The sequence below is a fragment of the Bacteroides sp. D20 genome (genome assembly GCF_003436255.1).
GTDB classification, from domain to species: Bacteria; Bacteroidota; Bacteroidia; order Bacteroidales; family Bacteroidaceae; genus Bacteroides; species Bacteroides uniformis.
Genome location: NZ_QSOO01000010.1, coordinates 44973 through 69394, shown reverse-complemented (window position 1 = coordinate 69394; position 24422 = coordinate 44973). Strand labels below are relative to the sequence as shown.

At 44.0% G+C, this 24422-nt stretch carries 23 protein-coding genes and 2 tRNA genes; 18 read left to right on the top strand and 7 right to left on the bottom strand.

The annotated features are described in order from the left end of the window. Nucleotides 1-7: 7 nt before the first annotated feature. Nucleotides 8-1948: a glycogen debranching enzyme N-terminal domain-containing protein gene (locus DXD78_RS11885; protein WP_005823580.1), complete on the bottom strand. Its 1941-nt coding sequence runs from the start codon at nucleotides 1946-1948 to the stop codon at nucleotides 8-10. Nucleotides 1949-2118: 170 nt separating this feature from the next. On the opposite strand from DXD78_RS11885, the gene DXD78_RS11880 reads away from it, so the two are divergent. Beyond that, nucleotides 2119-2820: a rhomboid family intramembrane serine protease gene (locus DXD78_RS11880; protein ID WP_009037060.1), complete on the top strand. Its 702-nt coding sequence runs from the start codon at nucleotides 2119-2121 to the stop codon at nucleotides 2818-2820. A 101-nt stretch (nucleotides 2821-2921) separates the two neighbouring features. After that, nucleotides 2922-3584 carry a Crp/Fnr family transcriptional regulator gene (locus DXD78_RS11875; RefSeq protein ID WP_005823588.1) on the top strand — a complete coding sequence of 221 codons (663 nt, stop codon included), beginning with the start codon at nucleotides 2922-2924 and terminating at the stop codon, nucleotides 3582-3584. Nucleotides 3585-3604: 20 nt separating this feature from the next. Here DXD78_RS11875 and DXD78_RS11870 read toward each other — a convergent pair whose 3' ends face one another. From DXD78_RS11870 to mscL, 4 genes are all read right to left on the bottom strand, one after another. Further along, on the bottom strand, nucleotides 3605-4291 hold the full coding sequence (locus tag DXD78_RS11870) for an SGNH/GDSL hydrolase family protein (protein ID WP_005823589.1): 687 nt from the start codon (nucleotides 4289-4291) through the stop codon (nucleotides 3605-3607). Between the two features lie 81 nt (nucleotides 4292-4372). After that, a complete protein-coding gene (gene guaA / locus DXD78_RS11865) occupies nucleotides 4373-5680 on the bottom strand; it encodes a glutamine-hydrolyzing GMP synthase (RefSeq protein WP_005823591.1) in 1308 nt (435 codons plus the stop codon). 39 nt (nucleotides 5681-5719) lie between these two features. Next, nucleotides 5720-7273: a glutamine-hydrolyzing GMP synthase gene (guaA, locus tag DXD78_RS11860; RefSeq protein ID WP_005823593.1), complete on the bottom strand. Its 1554-nt coding sequence runs from the start codon at nucleotides 7271-7273 to the stop codon at nucleotides 5720-5722. A 462-nt stretch (nucleotides 7274-7735) separates the two neighbouring features. Continuing rightward, nucleotides 7736-8170, bottom strand: a complete 435-nt coding sequence (gene mscL / locus DXD78_RS11850; protein WP_005835461.1) for a large-conductance mechanosensitive channel protein MscL — start codon at nucleotides 8168-8170, stop codon at nucleotides 7736-7738. A 140-nt stretch (nucleotides 8171-8310) separates the two neighbouring features. On the opposite strand from mscL, the gene gap reads away from it, so the two are divergent. The 7 genes from gap (at nucleotide 8311) to DXD78_RS11815 (ending at nucleotide 15538) form a co-directional block, all read left to right on the top strand. Then, nucleotides 8311-9321 carry a type I glyceraldehyde-3-phosphate dehydrogenase gene (gene gap, locus DXD78_RS11845; protein ID WP_005835458.1) on the top strand — a complete coding sequence of 337 codons (1011 nt, stop codon included), beginning with the start codon at nucleotides 8311-8313 and terminating at the stop codon, nucleotides 9319-9321. Nucleotides 9322-9461: 140 nt separating this feature from the next. Next, nucleotides 9462-11519, top strand: a complete 2058-nt coding sequence (locus tag DXD78_RS11840; RefSeq protein ID WP_034528799.1) for a M3 family metallopeptidase — start codon at nucleotides 9462-9464, stop codon at nucleotides 11517-11519. Next, complete coding sequence (locus tag DXD78_RS11835) at nucleotides 11516-12040, top strand: DUF4847 family protein (RefSeq protein ID WP_009037063.1); 525 nt, start codon at nucleotides 11516-11518, stop codon at nucleotides 12038-12040. The genes DXD78_RS11840 and DXD78_RS11835 overlap by 4 nt, the downstream gene beginning before the upstream one ends. A 12-nt stretch (nucleotides 12041-12052) precedes the next feature. After that, a complete protein-coding gene (locus DXD78_RS11830) occupies nucleotides 12053-12511 on the top strand; it encodes a dCMP deaminase family protein (RefSeq protein WP_005835453.1) in 459 nt (152 codons plus the stop codon). Nucleotides 12512-12568: 57 nt separating this feature from the next. Then, entirely contained in the window at nucleotides 12569-14308 is a 1740-nt protein-coding gene (locus DXD78_RS11825) for a S41 family peptidase (protein ID WP_005835451.1), read from the top strand. Beyond that, nucleotides 14226-14756, top strand: a complete 531-nt coding sequence (locus DXD78_RS11820; RefSeq protein WP_034528803.1) for a 5-formyltetrahydrofolate cyclo-ligase — start codon at nucleotides 14226-14228, stop codon at nucleotides 14754-14756. Before DXD78_RS11825 ends, DXD78_RS11820 begins: the two co-directional genes overlap by 83 nt. Continuing rightward, nucleotides 14753-15538, top strand: coding sequence for a histidinol-phosphatase (locus DXD78_RS11815; RefSeq protein ID WP_034528806.1), 786 nt, complete (start codon nucleotides 14753-14755; stop codon nucleotides 15536-15538). Before DXD78_RS11820 ends, DXD78_RS11815 begins: the two co-directional genes overlap by 4 nt. Here the strand turns inward: DXD78_RS11815 and DXD78_RS11810 are convergent. After that, nucleotides 15531-15821, bottom strand: coding sequence for a DUF721 domain-containing protein (locus DXD78_RS11810; protein WP_005823615.1), 291 nt, complete (start codon nucleotides 15819-15821; stop codon nucleotides 15531-15533). The genes DXD78_RS11815 and DXD78_RS11810 overlap by 8 nt on opposite strands. Further along, the gene (locus DXD78_RS11805; protein ID WP_005823617.1) at nucleotides 15818-16930 is read right to left on the bottom strand and encodes a DNA replication/repair protein RecF; all 1113 of its coding nucleotides are present in this window, start codon (nucleotides 16928-16930) and stop codon (nucleotides 15818-15820) included. Before DXD78_RS11805 ends, DXD78_RS11810 begins: the two co-directional genes overlap by 4 nt. A 237-nt stretch (nucleotides 16931-17167) precedes the next feature. Between DXD78_RS11805 and DXD78_RS11800 the strand changes: the two genes are divergently transcribed. From DXD78_RS11800 to DXD78_RS11760, 9 genes are all read left to right on the top strand, one after another. After that, nucleotides 17168-17851, top strand: coding sequence for a tetratricopeptide repeat protein (locus DXD78_RS11800; protein WP_005823621.1), 684 nt, complete (start codon nucleotides 17168-17170; stop codon nucleotides 17849-17851). A 143-nt stretch (nucleotides 17852-17994) separates the two neighbouring features. Then, nucleotides 17995-18489 carry a 6,7-dimethyl-8-ribityllumazine synthase gene (gene ribH, locus DXD78_RS11795; RefSeq protein WP_005823623.1) on the top strand — a complete coding sequence of 165 codons (495 nt, stop codon included), beginning with the start codon at nucleotides 17995-17997 and terminating at the stop codon, nucleotides 18487-18489. A gap of 73 nt (nucleotides 18490-18562) precedes the next feature. After that, a tRNA-Tyr gene (locus tag DXD78_RS11790) sits at nucleotides 18563-18645 on the top strand. Between the two features lie 9 nt (nucleotides 18646-18654). Then, nucleotides 18655-18727: transfer RNA gene (locus tag DXD78_RS11785), tRNA-Gly, on the top strand. Nucleotides 18728-18856: 129 nt separating this feature from the next. Then, nucleotides 18857-20134, top strand: coding sequence for a phage integrase SAM-like domain-containing protein (locus tag DXD78_RS11780; RefSeq protein ID WP_098032564.1), 1278 nt, complete (start codon nucleotides 18857-18859; stop codon nucleotides 20132-20134). Nucleotides 20135-20207: 73 nt separating this feature from the next. After that, the gene (locus DXD78_RS11775; RefSeq protein WP_098032563.1) at nucleotides 20208-20966 is read left to right on the top strand and encodes a hypothetical protein; all 759 of its coding nucleotides are present in this window, start codon (nucleotides 20208-20210) and stop codon (nucleotides 20964-20966) included. 57 nt (nucleotides 20967-21023) lie between these two features. Then, nucleotides 21024-23090 carry a hypothetical protein gene (locus DXD78_RS11770; protein WP_098032562.1) on the top strand — a complete coding sequence of 689 codons (2067 nt, stop codon included), beginning with the start codon at nucleotides 21024-21026 and terminating at the stop codon, nucleotides 23088-23090. A gap of 218 nt (nucleotides 23091-23308) precedes the next feature. Continuing rightward, the gene (locus tag DXD78_RS11765) at nucleotides 23309-23971 is read left to right on the top strand and encodes a hypothetical protein (RefSeq protein ID WP_129643414.1); all 663 of its coding nucleotides are present in this window, start codon (nucleotides 23309-23311) and stop codon (nucleotides 23969-23971) included. A 164-nt stretch (nucleotides 23972-24135) separates the two neighbouring features. Next, nucleotides 24136-24408 carry a hypothetical protein gene (locus DXD78_RS11760; RefSeq protein ID WP_004289510.1) on the top strand — a complete coding sequence of 91 codons (273 nt, stop codon included), beginning with the start codon at nucleotides 24136-24138 and terminating at the stop codon, nucleotides 24406-24408. Nucleotides 24409-24422 lie beyond the last annotated feature (14 nt).

Here is a 24422-nt window from a genome sequence, read left to right as displayed (position 1 = left end):
CCTCCTATTATAAATTATACTTAGACAATAACTTCAAGATACGCAGGATTTCCGCCGTATTCATGGCAAATGACACCGCCCCTCTTCCAACAAACGGAGGATTACCATCGAAGAGTTCGGGCAATGCGCCAATACAGTGGGAAGTCATTTCATCTTCCATACCGATGAGGTATCTCTCTACAAACGACACGCCACTCACTTTATAGATACGCAGATATGCTTCCATGTAGAAACCCATCAGCCACGGCCATGCCGTACCCTGATGATAGGCATAATCTCTTTGAATCTGAGGACCTACATAATTCGGATTGTATCCGCCACTCTTGGGGCTCAGTGTACGCAAGCCCTTCGGAGTCAACAGTTCTTTCGTCACAATATCAAGCACCTGTTTCTTCTGGGCCCTATCCAACGGAGAATAGTCAAAGGCAACGGTAAATATCATGTTGGGACGTACGCTCCAGTCCATCATATAACCATCCACATAGTCGAACAGATAGCCATACTCATTGCGGAAGACGTCTACGAAAGACTTTCCGGTGATTTCTGCCTGAGCGTCCAGTGTATCGGCAAGAATTTCATTGCCCCCCTCCCGAACCATATCGGCTACAAAACGCAGGGCATTGTACCACAGTGCATTCACTTCTACAATGTAGCCCGTACGTGGAATAACCGGGCGGCCATTGGCGGTAGAGTTCATCCAGGTAACCGCTTTCTCGGTGCCATTGGTATACAACAGTCCGTTTTCGTGCAGGAAGAGATTGTCATGCCTGCGTTCATGGATATAGTCAACAATCTCCTCGAGAAGATTACCGTACATCTGCCGGCAATTTTCACGCGAAGTCTCCTTGGCATACTGCTGTAAAGCCCAGACAGCCCACAGCAGCACATCCGGATGCTCCATCTCGTATATCTTATAGGAGGAAGGTTCTCCATTGATAAACTCACGGATAGCCTTTTCGGCTGTTTTCATCACGTCTTCAAATTCATCTTGCTCGCCTAAGGCCAAAGTAAGACCCGGCAGGGAGATGAACAAGTCACGGGCGCGACACTTGAACCAAGGATAGCCTGCAAGCACATAATGCTCCTCCCCCTGCTTGTTGTGAAACTGGTGCGCCGAGTTTTTCAGACAGTGGTAAAAACTGTCACGCGGAGTGCGGTCGGCCACCTCGGACTCAAAAGTCTGCTTCAGCTTGCGGGGAGAAATCTCGGAGATACCGGCGGAGAAGACAACGCTTTCCCCTTTCTTTATATCCACTTCAAAATATCCCGGCACATAAAGGTCTTCGTTGAAGTCATATCCGCGTTCCTGTTCTTTGGGATACTCGATACCACGATACCAGTCAGGCTGGAAGTGGAACTCATTCTTTTTGTTGAGCTGCATGAACAACTCCGGATAACCGGGATACATGCAGGTTTTAATGCCATTCTCTACCAACTGGTAGTCGCGGCTTGCCTGCGCATTTTCGTGCGTGTACTCGCGCACACTGCGGAATGCCAGGAAAGGGCGGAAACGAAGTGTGGTTGCCGAATGGGCATCGACCAAGGTATAACGAATCAGAATCCGATTTTCATGGTGTACGAAAATCTTTTCCTTACGAAGGATGACGCCTCCTACACGATAGGTAGTTGTGGGGATATTTTCACAGTCAAACTCTCGGATATACTTGTGCCCGTTAGGACTGAAGTGGTTTCCTTGATACTTATGCAACCCCAGGTTGAACTCCGCACCGTGCTGAATTACAGTTTCATCCAAAGAAGACAGCAGCACATGGTTTTCATCATCGAGGTTGGGGACCGGTATCACCAACAGACCGTGATATTTGCGTGTGTTACAATCTACAATTGTTGTACAATGATAGGCTCCCGACCTATTCGTCCGCAATATCTCCCTTGGCAAAGATTCTTGCAGATTAATCATCAGGGTCTTGTCAAATCGTAAATAACTCATAGTTGTGCATTATTTAAAGGTTAATTATTTCGGTATATGCGCTACAAGCCATGTAGCGATGCCCAAAAATACGAATTAAAGCTTATAGGCAAAATAAAAAGTCAGTTTTTTTTCGGTTTTCGTCAAATATTCCGTAGTATTGTACAAAAATAGCAATCACTGTACGAAATATGAAGCATGATATACGCAGAATGGCATTGGCGGCGGTTATACCCCTATTCCTGCTATTCATTTTATACATTTTAAAGTTTTTGGAGACAGGCATGGATTGGAACTTCACACGACTGGGAGTATATCCGATGGAACAGCGGGGCGTGTTCGGAATTTTCGCACATCCACTGGTACACAGCAGTTTCAAGCATCTGTTCGCCAATACGATTCCACTCTTTTTCCTGATGTGGTGTCTGTTCTATTTCTACCGGCATATAGCCCCCTACATCTTCTTTGCCATTTGGATAGGATGCGGTGCGCTTACCTTTCTTATAGGGAAACCGGGATGGCATATCGGAGCCAGCGGCATCATATACGGACTGGCTTTTTTTCTGTTCTTCAGCGGCATTCTGCGCAAACATGTACCGCTTATCGCCATTTCACTGTTGATAACGTTCCTATATGGCGGCCTGGTATGGAATATGTTCCCACAATTTGCCAAAGCCACCACTTCCTGGGAAGGACACCTTAGCGGAGCCATAGCAGGCACGCTATGCGCCATAGGCTTTATGGAATACGGTCCCCAACGGCCCGATCCGTTTGCCGGAGAGGAAGACGAAGAGGAAGACGAAGAGGAAGACGAAGATGAGGAAAACAATGAGGATGAGGACGATAAGAAGGAAGAGGAGAAGGATGAGGATTCGTCTACAAGGATTGAATAGCACGTTTAAGAAACAATAAAAAAAACAAAAAGAGGGGCAAAGAGTTTACAGTACACCTTGATAATATCTACTTTTGTTTCAAAACAAGAAGAAAAAGCATTATGAATACAATGTTTGATACATTACTGCAACTGCCACTCTTTCAAGGACTCGCACAAGAAGACTTTACCAATATCCTGGGGAAAGTCAAGCTGAGCTTTACAAAGCATAAAGCCGGCGAAGTTATCGTGAAAGCCGGTGACACATGCAGTCAACTGATATTCGTATTGAAAGGTGAAATCTCCTCATGTACTTCATCTGCGAATACATCATACAGCTCCACGGAATATTTTCAGGCACCTTATGTCATCGAGCCACAATCTCTGTTCGGGATGAGCACCTCCTACGTCTCGGCCTATACCGCCCAAACCGAGACCCACACAGTGAGCATCAGCAAGGCTTTCGTCATGAGCGAATTGTTCAAATATGACATATTCCGCCTGAATTACATGAATATCATCAGCAACCGCGCCCAAAGCCTAAACAGCCGTCTTTGGGCAGAAAGCACCGACAACCTTGAGAAACGTATCGGCAACTTTATCCTGACACATATCGAACGTCCGTCAGGCAGGAAAATACTGAAAATAAAAATGGAAGAATTGGCTCAGGTGGTCAATGATACCCGTATGGGAGTATCAAGAGCGTTGAACAGCATGCAGGAGAAAGGCCTGCTCGAACTGCACAGAGGCGAGATGATGATTCCCGACGCAGAAAAGCTCTTATAGGCCACCTGAACCGAGATTTCCTACAACACCTTGTCTATCGCTTTCTTTATCAAGGCTTCCATCACTTTATACCCTTCTAGAGTGGGGTGTACCCCATCCCGGGTATACGAGGAGTTCAGAGCCTTATTGTCGCCTTCCACCATCTCACTGTAATAGTCGACATAAGGAATCTTGTTTTCCTGGGCATACTTCCGGATTCTGGCATTCAGCTGCATTATCTTTTGCGGAGCATCCTTCACCGAAGGATTCCAGCCAAAGGCAGCGGCAGGCAACACAGACGTCAAAATCACCTTTATCTTATTGGCCCGTGCCAGCTCTACCATAGACACTATATTTCCAAAAGTGTATTCTTCATTATAAGCGCCTGCATTTTCCGCAATGTCATTGGTACCTGCATTTATCACGACCAGCGCCGGAGCAAGCTTGATGACATCTTCGCGAAAACGGAGCAGGAAATGGGAAGAAGTCTGCCCGCCTATACCACGGCCCACATAACCGTTGTCTTCAAAGAAAGCGGCATCGTTTGCCACCCATCCTTCCGTGATGGAGTTGCCCATAAAAACCACCCGGTCCTTCTGTTTTCCCTTCCGTACCAGTTCCTTGTTTGCCTCTGCATAGCGTTTCAAATTTCCCCAGTCCTGCTTCTGTGCGTCAGAGGCTACCCAGGGGATGCACAAAAAGACAGCAATCATACATAAAAGTTTCATTGTTCTATTCTTTGTTGTTTTGTTATAAAAAAAACAGCCCCACCGTTTTTAAGGTGAGGCTATCATTATCATTGGTCAATCTCACTCCCACTCGATAGTCGCATTGGGTTTCGGAGACATATCATAACAAACGCGATTGACGGTTTTCACTTCCTTGAGAATACGGTCGGTAATCTTCATTAGGATGGGCCAGTCCACCGGCTCAATGGTAGCGGTCATGGCATCCACTGTGTTGACGGCACGGATAATGACGGGCCAGTCGAACGAACGTGCATTGTCGCGTACACCCACAGATTTGAAATCGGGCACCACAGTGAAATACTGCCATACCTTCTTATCCAGGCCTGCCAGTTGGAATTCCTCACGCAGAATGGCATCCGACTCGCGTACAGCCTCCAAGCGGTCACGGGTAATGGCTCCCAGACAACGTACTCCCAATCCGGGACCGGGGAACGGCTGACGGTAAACCATCTCGTACGGCAATCCAAGCTCTACACCGCATGCACGTACTTCGTCCTTGAACAGCTGGCGCAACGGCTCCACCAATTCAAACTGCAAATCCTCGGGCAGACCGCCTACGTTGTGATGAGACTTCACCATCTTGGCTGTTTTTGTGCCACTCTCTACAATATCGGGATAGATGGTACCTTGTCCCAGGAAGTCGATACCGTCCAGCTTGCGGGCTTCTTCCTCAAAGACACGGATAAACTCTCCGCCGATAATCTTGCGCTTTTCTTCCGGGTCAGCCACGTTTTCCAGCTTGGAGAGGAAACGGTCTGTAGCATCCACGTATATCAAGTTAGCTTTCAGCTCCTTGCCAAAGATTTCCACCACGGCTTCCGATTCGCCCTTACGCATCAGTCCGTGGTTCACGTGTACGCAAACCAGCTTGTCTCCGATGGCTTTCAGCAGCAAAGCGGCCACCACGGAGCTATCCACACCACCGGACAGTGCCAGCAGCACCTTACGGTCGCCCACCTGACGACGTATCAACTCCACCTGGTCGTTGACGAAATTCGTCATGTTCCAGTTCGCCTCAGCCTTGCAAGTATCGAATACGAAAGATTTCACAGCCTCCTTGATGGCTTCCACATCATCCGTAAACTGCGGCAGCTTCACTTCGCACAGCGCCTTGTCGTGTCCGGCAGCCATTACGGGGAATCCCGCTTCGTAAATCTCGGGCAACACGTCGATGGACACCCCGTCAACCACATTGTTGGGGCCGCCGTTGATGATGATGCCTTTCACATTCGGCAAGGCCTTCAGTTCGGCGGCAGTAATGTCGTGCGGGTAGATTTCGCTATATACTCCCAACGCACGAATCGCCCGGGCAAGCACTGTGTTCTCATGGCTTCCCAAATCCAGAATCACAATCATATCCTGCTTCATTCTTCTATATTGTTTTTAAGTTAATAATTTCAGTAGGTCTTATTCCCATTCTATTGTGCTGGGTGGTTTTGAAGAGATGTCATAGGTCACGCGGTTCACACCTTTCACCTTATTTATAATGTCGTTGGACACCTTACCCAGGAATTCGTAGGGCAGATGCGCCCAGTCGGCTGTCATGGCATCGGTGGAAGTGACGGCACGCAAGGCCACTGCACGTTCATAGGTGCGTTCGTCGCCCATCACGCCCACACTCTGTACGGGCAGAAGAATGACGCCCGCCTGCCAGACCTGATGGTAGAGCGATGTCTCGTTGCCGTCGGCATCCTGCACTTTCCAGTCACGCAAGCCCTGAATGAAAATATCGTCGGCTTCCTGCAAAGTATGCACCTTCTCCGGTGTTATATCCCCCAGGATGCGGACAGCCAGTCCCGGACCGGGGAAAGGATGACGGGTAATCAAATGTTCGGGCATTCCCAATTCGCGTCCCACGCGGCGTACTTCGTCCTTGAACAGCCACTGCAACGGTTCGCACAGACGGAGGTTCATCTCCTCGGGCAGACCGCCCACGTTGTGATGGCTCTTGATGGTCTTGCCCGTAATGTTTAGGCTCTCGATGCGGTCGGGATAAATGGTGCCTTGTGCCAACCAACGGGCATCGGTTATCTTGTGCGCTTCGGCATCGAAGACCTCGATAAAATCGCGGCCGATGATTTTACGCTTTTGCTCAGGCTCGGTCACTCCCTCCAAATCCTTGAAGAACTTCTCGCTGGCATCCACGCCAATCACGTTCAGTCCCAGGCATTCGTAGTCGTGCATCACATTCTTGAACTCATTCTTGCGAAGCAGTCCGTGGTCCACAAAGATACAGGTCAAGTTCTTGCCAATGGCACGATGCAGCAACACAGCGGCTACCGAAGAATCCACACCGCCACTCAGTCCCAGGATAACTCGGTCGTTGCCAAGCTGCTCCTTCAGTTCGGCCACAGTAGTATCTACAAACGATGCGGCGCTCCAGCTCTGGCTGCAACCGCATACGTCCACCACGAAGTTGCGCAGCATCTGCGTACCGTCCTCGCTATGAAATACTTCCGGATGGAACTGCACTCCCCACATCTCCTCGCCGGACACCTGGTAAGCAGCAATCGCTACCTTGTCCGTAGAAGCTATAATCTTGAAGTTGTCGGGAATGGCTGTAATCGTGTCTCCATGGCTCATCCATACTTGGGTATTCTTCCTTACCCCTTTGAAAAGGACATTCTCCGAATCGAAAGAACCGAGATGGGCACGTCCGTACTCGCGGGTTCCTGCCGGCTCCACCCGTCCACCGTTGCTGTAGGAGATAAACTGCGCACCGTAGCAGATACCCAGAATGGGGTATTTCCCACGAATCCCGCTCAAATCTACCTTGAATGCACTCTTATCATAAACAGAAAAGGGGCTACCCGAAAGGATAACTCCTTTTACACTCTCATCTCCGTATGGAAATTTGTTGTAAGGTACAATCTCGCAATAGACATTCAATTCGCGCAGCCGGCGGCCGATGAGCTGCGTGGTTTGCGAACCGAAATCAAGAATAATAATCTTCTCTTGCATATAAATCCGTATAGACTTTAATAAATGATTTGCAAAAGTAGAAAAAGTAAAGGAATTATCAGGGATAATGTGACAGAAAAACGTTTTTTTACTAAAAACAGCTTTAATTTCAGGCTAGAACTATCCACAAGGATACTAAAAGCTATTCTTACTACAACCGTGCTGTTTTCTTACCACAGCTATGCAACTTGCTTACCACAGCAATGTTATTTTCTTACCACGGCTGTGGTAAGATTACTGCTTAGTATAAAAAGGGACAGTTTCCGGCGGTACCGGGGAGAGTTAAATGCATTAGGGAATGTATCAAAAGCCATGAACGCTTTCATCATGTTATAATATTAGGCGCGGAATTCTAAGACCTACGCAAGTTTCCTGTGCAAAAACTTGTGTAGGTCTTAGAATTCCGCGCCTAAAAAAAGCGTCAAGAGGGTTTTGACATCCCTATGAAGTTCCGCTTCGATATTACTTTTCTTTCAGCAAATCACGGATTTCGGTCAGCAGCACCTCTTCCTTGCTCGGGGCAGGGGGAGCCGGAGGAGCGGCAGGCGCCTCTTCTTTCTTCTTTTCAGTCAGCTTGGTCAACAACTTTATGAACATGAAGATAGAGAATGCTATAATCAGGAAGTCGAAGGTGACCTGCAAGAAATTACCGTAATTCAGGGTCACGGCAGCAATTTCTTTTCCGTCCACCATTTCGGCAGGTTTCAGCACCCACTTCAAGTCTGTAAAGTTGACACCGCCCACCAGCAGCCCGATAGGAGGCATAATCACATCTGCCACAATGGAGGAGACGATTTTTCCGAATGCCCCACCGATAATCACACCGACGGCCATGTCTATCACATTGCCCTTCATGGCAAAAGCCTTAAATTCCTGTAAAAATGAACTTTTTCCCATCTTTTCAATTATTTAATTATGATTTTGGTTACGAATATAAAAACATTTTCTTACTTTTGCACCGCAAATCAGAAAGAATTGCAATTAGTAAGCGAAAGTTTATTTTTAAACATTATAAAACCCTTAAAAGTTTAAACAAAATGATTAAAGTAGGTATTAATGGATTCGGACGTATCGGACGTTTCGTATTCCGCGCTGCAATGAAGAGAAACGATATTCAGATCGTAGGTATCAACGACCTTTGCCCGGTAGATTACTTGGCTTACATGCTGAAGTATGACACTATGCACGGCCAGTTCGACGGTACTATCGAAGCTGATGTTGAAAACAGCAAGCTGATCGTTAACGGTCAGGCTATCCGCATCACTGCAGAAAGAAACCCGGCTGACTTGAAATGGAACGAAGTAGAGGCAGAATACGTTGTTGAATCTACTGGCTTGTTCTTGAGCAAAGACAAAGCTCAAGCTCACATCGAAGCCGGCGCAAAATATGTTGTAATGTCTGCTCCTTCTAAGGACGACACTCCGATGTTCGTTTGCGGTGTTAACGAAAAGACTTACGTTAAGGGTACTCAATTCGTATCTAACGCTTCTTGTACTACCAACTGCTTGGCTCCTATCGCTAAGGTATTGAACGACAAATGGGGTATCACTGACGGTTTGATGACTACTGTTCACTCTACAACTGCTACTCAGAAGACAGTTGACGGTCCTTCTATGAAAGACTGGAGAGGTGGTCGTGCTGCTTCCGGCAACATTATCCCGTCTTCTACCGGTGCTGCTAAGGCTGTAGGTAAAGTTATCCCGGCATTGAACGGCAAACTGACTGGTATGTCTATGCGTGTTCCGACTTTGGACGTATCTGTAGTTGACTTGACAGTTAACTTGGCTAAGCCCGCTACTTACGCTGAAATCTGCGCTGCCATGAAGGAAGCTTCTGAAGGCGAATTGAAGGGTGTTCTGGGTTACACTGAAGATGCAGTTGTTTCTTCTGACTTCTTGGGTGACACTCGCACTTCTATCTTCGACGCTAAGGCTGGTATCGCTTTGACTGATACTTTCGTTAAGGTTGTATCTTGGTATGATAACGAAATCGGTTATTCTAACAAGGTTCTTGACTTGATTGCTCACATGGCATCAGTTAACTGCTAATATACAGTTAGAAAATAATAAAAAATAGGTGACTTCTGCAGAAGTCGCCTATTTTTTTTGCAATTTTGCAGCTAGTTCGTTTTTTATCAGACCCTTTAAACATGATGAAGATTATACTAACTCTAATATTGCTTTGCTTTATGAACACTATATCGTCTCAAAATCCTTTTTTTGAAACATACTCCACGCTGCACGGCACTGTCCCGTTCGACAAGATTAAGACCGGAGATTACGTACCCGCCATCCGCGAAGGCATCCGCCGCCAAAATGCGGAAATAGAGGCCATCATCCGCAATCCGGAAGTCCCGACATTTGCCAACACAGTGTTGGCCTACGAGAAGTCCGGTGAGATGCTCCACCGTGTCAGCACTGTATTCGGCAATCTGCTCAGTGCCGAAACGGACGATGACCTGCAGGAACTGGCCAAGGAAATCATGCCGATGATGAGCGAGCATGAAAACAACATCAGCCTGAACGAAGAGCTGTTTGCACGCATCAAAGCGGTTTACGAGCAGCAAGACAAAGAGACGCTGAACCCGGAACAGCACAAGCTGCTGGAAGATATTTACAATGGTTTTGTACGCAACGGCGCCAACCTCCAGGGAGAAGCCAAGGAGAAATACCGGGCTTTATGCAAAGAGCTCAGCCTGCTGACGCTGCAGTTCAGCGAAAACAACCTGAAAGAAACGAACGACTACAAGCTTGTCATCACCGACAAGTCACAACTGGCCGGGCTACCCGAGAGCGCGGTAGAAGCCGCTGCAGAGACAGCCGGGGAAAAAGGCGTCGAAGGCTGGGTATTCACCCTGCAGGCTCCCAGCTATGGCCCTTTTCTGACCTACGCAGACAGCCGTGACCTGCGCCGTGAGCTATATATGGCCTACAATACGAAGTGTACGCATGACAACGCCAGCAATAATCTGGAAATCGTAAAGAAACTGGCCAATGTCCGTATGGAGATTGCCCAACTCCTAGGCTATGACAACTTCGCCGAATACAACCTCCAGGAGCGCATGGCACAAAACAGTGAGTCCGTGTATAAGCTGCTGGACCAACTGCTGGAGGCTTACACGCCTACCGCCAAACAAGAATATGCAGAAGTGCAAGCCCTGGCACGCCAAGCGGAAGGAGAAGACTTCGTCCTGATGCCGTGGGACTGGGCGTACTATTCCCATAAACTGAAAGACCGGAAGTTCAATATCGACGATGAGCTGCTCCGCCCTTACTTTGAGCTGAACAACGTGAAGCAAGGCGTATTCGGCCTGGCAACCAGGCTGTATGGCATCACCTTCAAGAAGAATCCGGATATTCCCGTTTATCATAAGGATGTGGATGCCTACGAAGTCTTCGACAAAGACGGGAAATTCCTTGCCGTGTTCTATACCGACTTCCACCCCAGAGCAGGCAAGCGCTCGGGAGCCTGGATGACCAGCTACAAGGAACAGTGGATTGACGAAAAGACCGGTGAGAACAGCCGTCCCCACATATCCATTGTGATGAACTTCACCAAACCGACACAGGACAAACCTGCTTTGTTGACCTTCGGCGAGGTAGAAACCTTCCTGCACGAATTCGGACACAGCCTGCATGGTATGTTTGCCAATTCCACCTACGGAAGCCTAAGCGGGACCAATGTGTATTGGGACTTTGTGGAACTCCCCTCCCAATTCATGGAGAACTTTGCCATCGAAAAGGAATTCCTGCATACGTTTGCCCGCCATTACCAAACCGGAGAACTGATACCGGACGAACTGGTACAGCGCATTGTGGATTCCTCCAACTTCAACGCGGCATACGCCTGCCTCCGCCAGGTTAGCTTCGGCCTGCTCGATATGGCTTGGTACACACGTAACACCCCGTTTGAAGGTGACGTGAAAGCCTATGAAAAGAAGGCTTGGGAAAAAGCACAGATTCTGCCTTCTGTGGCAGAAACCTGCATGAGCACACAATTCTCCCATATCTTTGCCGGAGGATATTCTGCCGGATACTATAGTTATAAATGGGCAGAGGTGCTGGATGCAGATGCTTTCTCGCTATTCAAGCAGACGGGCATCTTCAACCCGGAGACTGCCGCCTCCTTCCGAGAGAATATCCTTTCCAAAGGCGGAACGGAACATCCGATGACGCTCTATAAACGCTTCCGCGGACAAGAGCCTACAATCGACGCATTATTAATCAGAAATGGAATAAAGAAATGAAGAGACTTATAAGGAACATCTTTTGCATGTTGCTCATGTTTTCGCTGCTCCCCCTGCTAAGCGGTTGCGACAACGAGGACGATGTTATCGGAATATTCACCGGGAAGACATGGAAGCTCAGCCGACTCACCAATAAAGGCAGCAATGCCCAATTCTATCCAAACCTTTGGAACAACAATGAGGAAGAGATGAAGAAGAGTCTGGACAAGCTATATAATCAGAAAAGCACCTTCACCCTCAATTTTGAAGGTACTGAACTGGATGGAGAACTGATGGGCACCACCGTCAACGGACAAGGCATCAACTCAAGCGTCAACGGCACTTGGAAAGCCGACGGAGCTTCAGGCTCGCTCAGCATCAGTGTGAAGGTTACGGGGGCTGCAGAAAGCGATGCACTGGCCAAGGCATTCATCTCCGGATTGCAAAACGTGTACAAGTATGAAGGGGATGCCAATTCACTGACCCTCTATTTTAAAGACGGACCGACAACCAGAGTCATGGGATTCACCCCGCAACGATAAAGCATAAATATGATGGACGATTCTACAAAAGACAAACAAGAAGCATTGGATAGGCGTTATATACGTATGGCAAGCATTTGGGCCGAAAATTCGTATTGCCAACGCCGCCAGGTCGGTGCACTGATTGTAAAAGACAAGATGATTATCTCTGACGGCTACAACGGTACCCCTTCCGGTTTTGAGAATGTATGCGAAGATGAGAATAACGTCACCAAACCATACGTGCTCCATGCCGAAGCAAACGCCATTACCAAAATAGCCCGTTCAAACAACAGCAGTAACGGTGCCACCATGTACGTCACTGCCTCCCCCTGCATAGAATGCTCCAAACTGATTATCCAGGCAGGCATCAAACGGGTAGTCTACTCCGAGAAATACCGCCTGGAAGATGGTATCGAACTTTTGAAACGGGCAGGCATCGAGGTAGTGTTTATTTCAATGGATAATGAAAAGTTGAAAATGGAAAGTTGAAAGTTGCATGCGCAGCCAAATAGTAAATTGTAAATAGTCTAATAGTAAATAAACATCATGAGTACAAAAAATACTTCCCGCTTTATGCCGCTCATCATCGCAATCAGCGTAGTCGCGGGAATCCTTATCGGAACGTTTTATGCCAGGCATTTTGCCGGTAATAAACTGGGAATCATCAATAGCTCGTCCAACAAGCTGAATGCCTTGCTGCGTGTTATTGATGACCAGTATGTGGATACCGTCAACATGACCGATTTGGTAGAGAAGGCCATGCCACAGATATTGGCGGAACTCGACCCCCACTCCACCTACATCCCCGCACAGAAGCTGGAAGAGGTAAACTCCGAACTTGAAGGCAGCTTCAGCGGTATAGGTATCCAGTTCACCATTCAAGAAGACACGATACACGTAAACAGCGTGATTCCCGGCGGACCGTCCGAGAAAGTGGGCCTGATGGCAGGCGACCGCATTGTAATGGTCAACGACAGTCTGTTTGCAGGCAAAGGCCTGACAAACGAAAAGGCCATGCGCAACCTGAAAGGTCCGAAAGGAAGCCAAGTGAAGTTAGGCGTCAAGCGTGCCACGGAAAAGGAGTTGCTCGACTTCACCATCACACGCGGTGACATCCCGCAAAACACCATTGACGCAGCCTATATGCTCGACGATGACTACGGATATATACAAATCAGCAAATTCGGACGTACCACACACGTGGAGCTGCTGAATGCGATTGCCCAACTGAGCCACGAGAAGTGCAAAGGCCTGATTATCGACCTGCGCGACAATACCGGAGGATACATGGAAGCCGCCACACGCATGGTGAACGAATTCCTGCCGGAAGGGAAGTTGATTGTATATACCCACGGCCGCAAATATCCCCGCATGGAGGAATATGCCAACGGTACCGGCAGTTGCCAGAAGCTGCCGCTAGTGGTATTGGTAAACGAGAGTTCCGCTTCGGCCAGCGAAATCTTTGCGGGCGCCATTCAGGACAATGACCGCGGAACCATTGTAGGACGCCGTTCCTTCGGCAAGGGACTCGTACAGCAACCCATCGACTTCAGTGACGGTTCCGCCATCCGCCTGACCATTGCCCGTTATTACACCCCATCGGGCCGTTGCATCCAGCGCCCCTACGAGAACGGCAAGGACAGCAAATACGAAATGGACTGGATTACCCGTTACGAACACGGCGAGTTCTTCTCCAAAGACAGCATCAAACTGGACGAAAACCTGCGTTACTCTACCGGTTTGGGCAGACCCGTATACGGCGGCGGTGGCATTATGCCGGACGTATTCGTTCCGCAAGACACCACCGGAGTATCTTCTTACCTGATAGAAGTAAGCAACAAGGGACTGATTCTGCAATTCAGCTTCCAGTATACCGACCGCAACCGTGCGAAATTGAGTGAATACGACAATGAAGAAGATTTGTTGAAGTACCTTCGCCACCAGAGTATTGTGGAGCAGTTTGTACGTTTTGCAGACTCCAAGGGAGTAAAGCGGCGCAACCTGCTTATCCACAAGTCCTACAAGCTACTGGAAAGAAGTCTTTACGGCAACATTATCTATAACATACTGGGAAGGGAGCAATACATCCGCTACATCAACCAGAGCGATGCTACCGTCAAGAAAGCATTGGATATTCTGGAACGTGGCGAGGCATTCCCCAAAGCTCCGGAAGCAACACCAATCATAGAGGATAAAAAAGATGATGGAAAGGAAAAAAGAACTGCGCAGGCAGGTAGCTTTGTTGAAGACCCGACACAGCTCTTCCGCTACGCGTCAGTCTGCTGAAATACTTGCCGCCCTCGAGGCACACCCCGCTTTCAGGGCGGCAACAACCGTACTGCTCTACCACTCTCTCAAAGACGAAGTGGACACACACGAATTTATCCGGAAGTGGAGCCGCGAAAAGCGGATACTGCTTCCGGTAGTTGTAGGTGACGACCTGGAACTGCGGCTGTACACCGGACCCGAAGACTTGAAACCTGGCGCATACGGCATCGAAGAACCAACCGGCGAGCTATTTACCGACTATGCAGACATAGACTTCATAGTGGTTCCCGGCGTGGCATTCGACCGTAACGGCAACCGCCTGGGGCGCGGTAAAGGTTACTATGACCGGCTTCTGCCCCGCATCCCATCAGCCTACAAAGCCGGCATCTGCTTCCCGTTTCAACTCGTAGAAGAAGTTCCTGCAGAACCGTTTGATATACGCATGGATGAAATCATAACGCAATGAAAACTAATTATCATACACACACCACACGCTGCATGCATGCCACCGGAGATGATGAAGACTATGTGCTCAGTGCCATCAAAGGCGGTTACCGGATACTCGGGTTTTCGGACCACACTCCCTGGAAATACCGTACCGACTACGTAGCCGACATGCGGATGCTCCCCGAAGAGCTTCCCGGCTACGTGGAGAGTCTCAAGACGCTCCGTAAGAAATACCACGACCGGATAGACATCAGAATAGGACTTGAATGTGAATACTTCCCCCAATATATCCATTGGCTGAAAGAACAAATCAAGAAGTACCAACTGGACTATATCATCTTCGGAAACCATCATTACCACACCGATGAAAAGTTTCCCTACTTCGGCCATCATACGAACAGCCGCGACATGCTCGACCTTTACGAAGAGAGCGCCATCGAAGGTATGGAAAGCGGATTATTCTCTTGCCTTGCCCATCCGGACTTGTTCATGCGCTCCTATCCGAAGTTCGACCACCATTGCACTACCATCAGCCGGCACATCTGCCGTACTGCTGCACGCCTGAATGTCCCGTTGGAATACAATATAGGCTATGTAGCCTACAATGAAGCGCACGGTTTATCCACCTACCCATGCCCGGAGTTCTGGCGAATCGCTGCCAATGAAGGCTGTACAGCTATCATCGGACTGGATGCGCATGACAACAAGGATTTGGAAACTCCGATGTATTATGACCGGGCAGTCCGGGAATTGAAGGAACTGAAGATTGAAAGAATAGATGAGCTGAGGATGCTCATCTGAATATGATATTCGTTATGACCTGGGCCCCCACATGACGGTTCAAGTTGCGCACCAGCAACTCGCGCCCCATCATCAGTTCCTGGCGCAAAGCAGCAGAAGTGAGGTGCACATAAAGCACCTGGTTCTTTATATAAAGTTCACGGGTGTAGGAGGCAATGGTAGGCCCCAGCACTTCGGGCCACGCACTGATAAGCCGCCGTTCATTCAGCGGAGACTCCAGACTTTCCTGCCTGAGGTAATGACGGATAAGTTCACCTATCTGTTCGGCATTATTGCGCTTCATGCCTCTTCCTCCTTCATTTCGGCAACCGTTCCCTGCTCCACACGGAACATCTTATAATCACTGCCCACTTTATGCAGAATACGGTCCAGGTGTTCGCGGTTGGTATCGGTTATAAAAATCTGCCCAAAACTGTCGCCTGCCACCAACTTGATGATTTGCTCCACACGCGAGGCATCCAGCTTGTCAAAGATATCGTCCAACAACAACAAGGGAACAGTGGTCCCGGTACGTTTCAGGAAATCAAACTGTGCCAGCTTCAACGCTACCAGATAAGTCTTGTTCTGCCCCTGCGACCCTTCACGCTTGATGGGGAAATCTCCCAAAAGCATATTCAGCTCGTCCTTGTGCACACCGCGCAACGAATAGCCCATAATCTGGTCGCGAGCACGGCTTTCCTTCAGTACTTCCAGCAAAGAGGCATCGCGGGCATGGGAGTCATAGCTTAATCCCACCTTCTCCCTATCTTGCGAAATGAATGAATAGAAAGACTGGAAAATAGGAATAAACTCACGGATAAAGGCCTCACGTTTACGGAACACCACTTCACCGGCTTGTGCCATCATCTCCTCCCAAACCAGAAAGAGCTCTTCCTCCACCGGCTGTTCACTCTTCAGTAAGGTATTCCGCTGCACCAAAGCTTTATTGTATCGTATCAAAGCATCCAGATACTCTTTGTCGTACTGCGAGATAACCACATCCATAAAACGTCGGCGTTCATCACTGCCTCCTGCTATCAACTCCGAATCGGCAGGCGAGACCATGACCAAAGGCAGGAAGCCGATATGGTCCGACAAACGCGTATACTCCTTCTTGTTTCGCTTGAACTGTTTCTTCTGGCGCCTCTTCATACCACAGTAGATTTCCTCAGGAGTCCCATCGGCAGCCTCATAAAACCCTTGAATAACAAAGAAGTCGGCATCATGGCAGATATTCTGGGAATCAATGGGATTACCGGCACTTTTACAGAAAGACAAAAAATACACCGCATCCAGCAGGTTCGTTTTCCCCATGCCGTTCTGTCCGAAAAAGCAGTTTAACTTGGGCGAGAATGAAAGCTCCACCTGCTCCAAGTTCTTATAATTGAGTATAGATATACGTTTCAGTATCATTATAGTAACGATGAGTTCGGTTACAAAGATAATGCAAAACCGAAAGCAGTACAAAATAAGCCTGCTTATTTTTAATACAGAGGTGAAGCCCGGCTTATTGAAAAGTAGAAATAATTTCGGTGTTTTCTGATACAAAACAAAAAAAGATGCCGCTAAATTTCGTTGATAGCTATAAAAAACTTACTTTTGCGGGTCGAAATAGATAAATAAGAATAATAACAAAAAGATTATATAAAAATGGCAGAACAAAAAAAGACGAATGAAGCCTTAAACGTGGAGGATGCACTGACACAATCGGAGGCCTTTTTCATTAAGAACAAAAAAGCAATCATCGGCACTGTAGTAGCAGTAATCATCATCATTGCCGGTGTAGTGATGTACAAGAACCTTTATGCAGACCCCCGTGAAGAAAAAGCACAAGCTGCCTTATTCAAAGGGCAAGAATACTTCGAAGCAGACGCTTATGCACAAGCACTGAACGGTGATAGTATCGGTTTTGCCGGATTTGTAAAAGTGGCAGACGAATACAGCGGCACAAAAGCAGCCAATCTTGCAAAAGCCTATATGGGTCTCTGCTATGCACACCTCGGTAAATATGACGAAGCAGTGAAAGCATTGGACAGCTTTGACGGAGACGACCAAATGGTAGCTCCTGCCATGAAAGGTGCTATGGGTAACTGCTATGCGCAGCTCGGCCAACTGGACAAAGCCGCTTCCATGCTGCTGAAAGCCGCCAACGAAGCCGACAACAACTCCCTCAGCCCCATCTACCTGCTGCAAGCTGGAGAAATCCTGGTAAAGCAAGGTAAGTATGACGATGCAATCCAGGCGTATACCACTATCAAGGATAAATACTTCCGTTCATACCAGGCAATGGATATCGATAAGTATATCGAACAAGCCAAACTATTGAAGAAGTAATATACCTTATTATAAAAATATCTCAGGCACGGATTACACGGAAAACACGGAAAGACACAATAGCCGTGAATCCGTGTAGTCCGTGCCTCTTTTATCTCTCCTCTCCCTTTAATTTTCAATTATTAATTCTTAATTCCTTATTTATGGCAACAGCTTATCACAATCTTTCAGACTACGATTTCAGTTCTGTACCCAGCGCGGAAAAAATGAAATTCGGCATCGTTGTATCTGAGTGGAATTATAATATTACCGGCGCTCTCCTAAAAGGTGCCATAGACACCTTAAAAAAACATGGAGCCAAAGATGAAAATATTCTGGTAAAAACAGTACCCGGCAGTTTTGAACTGACTTTCGGCGCCAACCAACTTATCGAATACAGCGAAGTCGATGCAGTTATTGCAATTGGTTGTGTAGTCAGAGGAGATACTCCACATTTTGACTATGTTTGCATGGGTGCTACCCAAGGAATTACCCAATTAAACGCAAGTGGCGATGTACCAGTAATTTACGGATTAATTACTACCAATACTATGGAGCAAGCAGAAGACCGCGCCGGTGGCAAGCTGGGTAATAAAGGAGACGAATGTGCAATTACTGCAATAAAAATGATAGATTTTGCTTGGAGTTTACAAAAATAGTCGTATCTTTGCACCGCAATTGAGAAACAAACCTACTCAATGAGAGAATTGAGATAGAATCTTAAGTGCAAAAGGGCAAATACCAGAGTGGCCAAATGGGGCAGACTGTAAATCTGCTGGCTTACGCCTTCGGTGGTTCGAATCCATCTTTGCCCACAAAAAATTGCGGAAGTAGCTCAGTTGATAGAGCATTAGCCTTCCAAGCTGAGGGTCGCGGGTTTGAGCCCCGTCTTCCGCTCTTAGAGAGGATTGATAATCAAAAGGTTATCAATCCTTTTCTTTTATATGAATTCTTTGGAACCCCCTTTCATTATACTATAAATTATGTAATTGTTGGTCTATTGTTGTTCCCCCAAAAACAATAGATATGATAACAATCAAAGCCGAAGTATTAAAAGGCAAACAAAAGAGTGATGGTACGTATAATGTCAAAATCAGAATGACTTATAAGAGAGAAGTCAAAAGACTGCCTACTTCTATCTATGTAAGGAAGGAAGACCTCACCAAGGCATTCAAAATAAAGAATCCCAAGTTTATTAAGGAAGCAAATAATATTGTTAGGCAATATCAAGAATTATGTGCTTCCCTCCCATTGGAAACAGCTAATTACAGCTTAAATGATATAATAGAGTGCATCAAGGTTAAAAATGAAAGAAAGACTACCATAGATTTCATTCAGTTCTCAAAAGAGTGGTTGAAGACTACTCAATTAAAAGGAAAAGCCAACTACCAGACATCTATTAATGCTTTCATAACTTATCTTGGAAAAGAACACTTGAATACAGACCAAATAACTAAAAAGCTATTAAAAGATTTCATGAACTACCTACAATTAAAAAGAGCCCAAAGAATTGAGGAATTAAAGAAACATGGAAAACGAATACCTTCCAACAGAATGCTCTCTTTATATATTGGATGCCTCAGACATCTATACAATGAAGTCAAAAAAAGATATAATGACTATGATAGAAATATCATCTTAGTGCCCAATTCACCTTTTGATAACTTAGAAATACCTAAGCAAGAGGCTACAAGAAAGAGAGCCATACCAGCAGAAGCCATCAAAAAGATATGGGAATTACCTTATCAATACAACAACACAGGAAAAGAGAAGAAATGCCCATATAATTTAGCCAAAGATTGCTTCATTATATCTTTCTGCCTGATGGGAATGAACTCAATAGACTTATACAGTTGCTCTACACTGGAAGGAAAAGCAATCACCTACTACAGAAGTAAAACCAAAGACAGAAGGTTAGATAAAGCCAAAATGAAAGTTATAGTCTCCCCTATTCTTCAACCACTAATGGAAAAATACCAAGACCAAACAAAAAATAGAATATTTAATTTCTATCATACTTATTCAACTGCTGGCAACTTCAATAAGGCTATAAATATAGGACTCAAAGAGATTGGAAAACTTTTGAAAATAGATGATTTGGAGTACTATGCAGCAAGACACTCATGGGCTACTTTAGCAGTCAACAAGGTAGGTATTGATAAATATGCTGTTCATGCAGCACTTAATCACATTGATGAAGCCATGAAAGTCACAGATATATACATTGAAAGAGACTTCAAGATTGAGAATGAAGCAAACTTGAAGGTTCTTCAATATGTATTTGGAAGTGAAGGTTTGAAATAGGCTTAAAAGAATCTCTGTAGTTTATTGGACTATGGAGATTCTTTTGTATTTTTGACTTCTCATAAATATTGAAATGGAGCATAACAAACTAATTGATTGGATGAATGAGAGTGAAAAGAAACTTTTTGCTATCATAGGGAAATACCTTGATGAAGTTAAAGGAAATAATAAAAAGACCACTGAAATATGTCATATTGGTAAGTTTATAATGTTACTTAATGAATCTGTGTCCATATTTAGACTTTCAGAATCACCAGACTGTTTATTAAATACTAATCAAGGAATTATTGGATTAGAACATCAGATAATAGTAAATAAATCTTTAAGAGAACAAGAAGGCTGTTTTGAAACAATCATTAGAAGTGTAGAACAGAATTTATTAGCAGATTCCAGCATACCTAATTTCTTTGCAAATTGTGATATTCTCCCTACAGCAAATTATTCATTATCAGAAAAAAGTGAAGTAATAAAAACAGTAACAAATGTATTTAAAGAATATATAATATATGATAGAAATATCCCTAATCCTTATGTGGAAAATATAAGACTACAGAAATATAGTTCAAAAGGAATAAGTATTCGTTCTAATAGTTTTGGCCCTCCCCTTTCTCCTTCTATTATTAAACAAGCAATTCTAAAAAAAGAAGAGAAACTCGAACAATATATAAGGAACTGTAATAGCCCAATCTGGTTACTATTAGTAACGGGAAACCTTAAAAACAGCTCCTACTATATTGAAGATACTCAGCTGCTCAGTTTTTTTATTCATAGCAAATTTGATAAGATTTATTTATTGGAAGACTTTAAAGGGAAACTATATAGGCTTAAATGAGTAATTTGTATATTTGCTCACTTTGTTATTATATTATAAACTTAAACTAAGTGAGATATGGCAGATACTACCAAATTATATAATACTTATGGTGACTTATATGACACTCCTCAGATTATATATTCAGATTATGGACAACCAGAAGAAATATCACCAGATACAAGAATTGATAGTCTTGAAGGATTATTATATGGGAATTTCTCAAGGTGTAAAGAGGTTCAATGTAACTTTAATCTATCTTTTTACATTGATAAGATGCCACATGGCATAGTAAACAAACAGATTCCGGGAGTAGGTGCTACTACCCTTGAAATAAATGCAAATAGAAATTCAATTATAGTCCTTCCTACAAAAGCACTGGCTTTCTCCAAATGTAAAAAGCACCCCAATACTTTATATATAGGAAGTGAAATAAAGGATGAAAAGGAAAGGACAACAGACCAAGAGATAATAGAGTATCTCCAGAAGGAAGGATATAAGAAGCTGTTGGTAGTAGCAGATAGTTTAGGTAGGTTACTGAAATTAATAAAAGAGGAGAATTATAAAGACTACTTTCTAATGATTGATGAAATAGATGTCCTTCAATCTGATAGTAACTACAGACCTCAACTGGAAGATGTGATTGATTATTATCTATTGTTCCCTCCCAAGAATAGGTGCATGGTTACAGCTACTATGAAAGAGTTTACCAATCCCCTTTTAAAGAAGGAATGTCTATTTCCTATTTCATGGCAATGGGAAAAGAAAAGAAACATTAAACTACTTCATACCAATAACATTATCCAAGTAGTGATAAATGAGATTAAATCTCACCCAAATGAGAAAATATTCATTGCATATAACTCCATCCTACAGATTCAAAATATCATATCTTCTCTTGAAGAAGAAGTGAAAAAGGAATGTGCAATACTATGCAGTGAGGCATCTATTAAAGAAGCTGGAGAATATTATGCAGCCAAACTAGATAGTAATGATGTATTGCCAAATAGAATTAATTTTGCCACTTGTTGCTACTTTACTGGAATAGACATATCAGACAATTATCATCTAATAACAGTATCAGACTCCAGAAGAGACTATTCTATGTTGACCTTAGATAGAATGACACAAATATATGGAAGATGTAGAGGTGAGTATAAGATACTAAGTGACACTATTGTTTATAATACTAAAGATTATGCATTGGTAGAAGATATGAGAACTTATCCAGATTCTCTTGTAAGAAAAGCTAATAAAGTTTTAAGGCTTATTACTGCTGCTGATGACATTAGCCAAGGAGACTATACACTTGCAAACCTATTCTCTATTGTAAAAGAGGCTATAAAGGATAAAGCTCAAGAGAGGATAAGCAATGATGAACCTATAAATTTAATTAGGAGAAACATATATGGTGAGTATGTGCCTGCCTATCTGAATATAGATTATTTAGTTGAGAGAATGGAGTTATATAGAGGGCTATATTTCCTACCTGAGAAGATGAAAGAAGCTTTAGATAAATGTGCCAACATAGCCCAATACAACTCTATAAATTATGATATAAGCCAGCAACAAATGGCTCTTGAAGATGAAAACAAAGCCATACAAGGAGAACTTGCAGATAGTTACATACAAGAGGCTATTACTGAAATTAATACATTGGATGCAATAGGTAGTTTAAATGATAATACTTTAAAGACATGTATTAGGCAGAGTAAAAGAAATAAGAGAATATTTCTTGAGAGATTTGGTAGGCTATATAAGTATGTTGATTTGGATAGCCTATTAAACCAGCTTTGGGAGATTAGAACTGACAATGATGTAGCCTTTAAAAATCTCAATAATGCTGTAATGTATTGGGCTTTAGCAGAAGAACACCCTTTCAAAAAAGCTATAAGGGAGTCTTTTTCTGTAAACCAAACATTATCTTCCCCTGAAATACAAGCTATATTAGTCCCTATAGTCAAATATCATTTGCACAAGGTACTAATGCCCAGAAAGTATATAAGCCTCTTTAAAAGCATGTATAAGACTGATAGACCAAGGAATCAATATGTTATTAAAGGGGAAAATCCTCTACAATTAAAAGAACATAAGGATAGAATTGCTCCAGAAGAGAATAATTTATTAAGATTTTTTAATTTTTAAATCCTGATTATCAATACAATAAGCTATTAAACAATTTGTATAAGTCAATATTTTTTCATATCTTTATATATTCCTTAAAGGAGAGATTGTTTTCTTCTCATATTTATCTTTAACAAAACTGGATTTACAATTGTCTATATTTTATGCGATACTATAATACAGAAGATTAAGGTAGGTATTATAGTATCGCATAAAATATGGACTCATGAAAATAAGATATGAAAAATTATACTGTAGTACCCAATAGAATTAGTAGTTTGTTTTCTCCAAATGATTTATATACTTTAATAGGCTTATACTTTACAACCAACTCAAACTATTCAACTGACTCAACCTATCTCCAAATAGCAGATATTACAAAACAATCCTTTAGTTATATAAAAGATAACTTTATGCCAAGATTAGAAAAAAGTGGTTTCTGCGATAGAATAGAGTTGTTTATTCAAGAAGGACTTAAAAGAAAAAGATATTTTCTGCCACACCCACAAACTAATTTTAGAATAATTCAGAAGGAAGTATTAGAAAATACAGATTTAACCTCAGAAGAGAAAGGATTCATCATTGCATTATATTGTAATACTGTGAATAATTCTTTCAACCTTACTATGTCATGGAAATTTTGGGAAGAAAAAATTAAAGTAAAAAAAAGCACCTTTTATAAAATAAGAAAATCACTCATAAATAAGGGCTATTTGAAAAAACTTGAAGATGTTCCTGAGAATCCAGAAAGTGAAGATTATCCTCGTGACTATATGTTATGTGTATCTTGGTTAGGACATATAAACTATGAAAATTGGTTAGAAATGGCAGCCATAAGTGAAGATGTTCCTAAAAGTATGTATGTTTACAAAGATAAGCAACAGTATTACTACTGTTTATAAGTAGTAATGTATAACTGTTTTTACTGACTTGAAAAAACTATTCAAAATTATTTTTTTATTTTTTTTTCTTCTGGAGCCATGAGTGTTATGCACTCCAACCAATCACCTACCCCATCACTCAGGGTGGGGATAGTCCCCCCTACAACAATAATAAATTTACAATTATGGAAAGAAACTTGAAGTTCTTAAAGACAATGAGTGTGGCTGAATTTAAAGCACAACACAATGTGGAAAAGATTGAAGTGAAAAGAAATGAACACACTGGCAAGTGTTTCTTTGTTTATGGCTTTGAAACTGGAGCTTGTTCAAGGAAGGTGGAGACTGGAGAGCTGACAATACCAGTCATTTCAGAAGTATGCTCTGCTGAAACTGGAGATATATTCCTTCTGTTACATCAGAAAGGGGAAGGAGGAGCTACTACATTGGCAACTCTATAGGAATTAATAAAAAT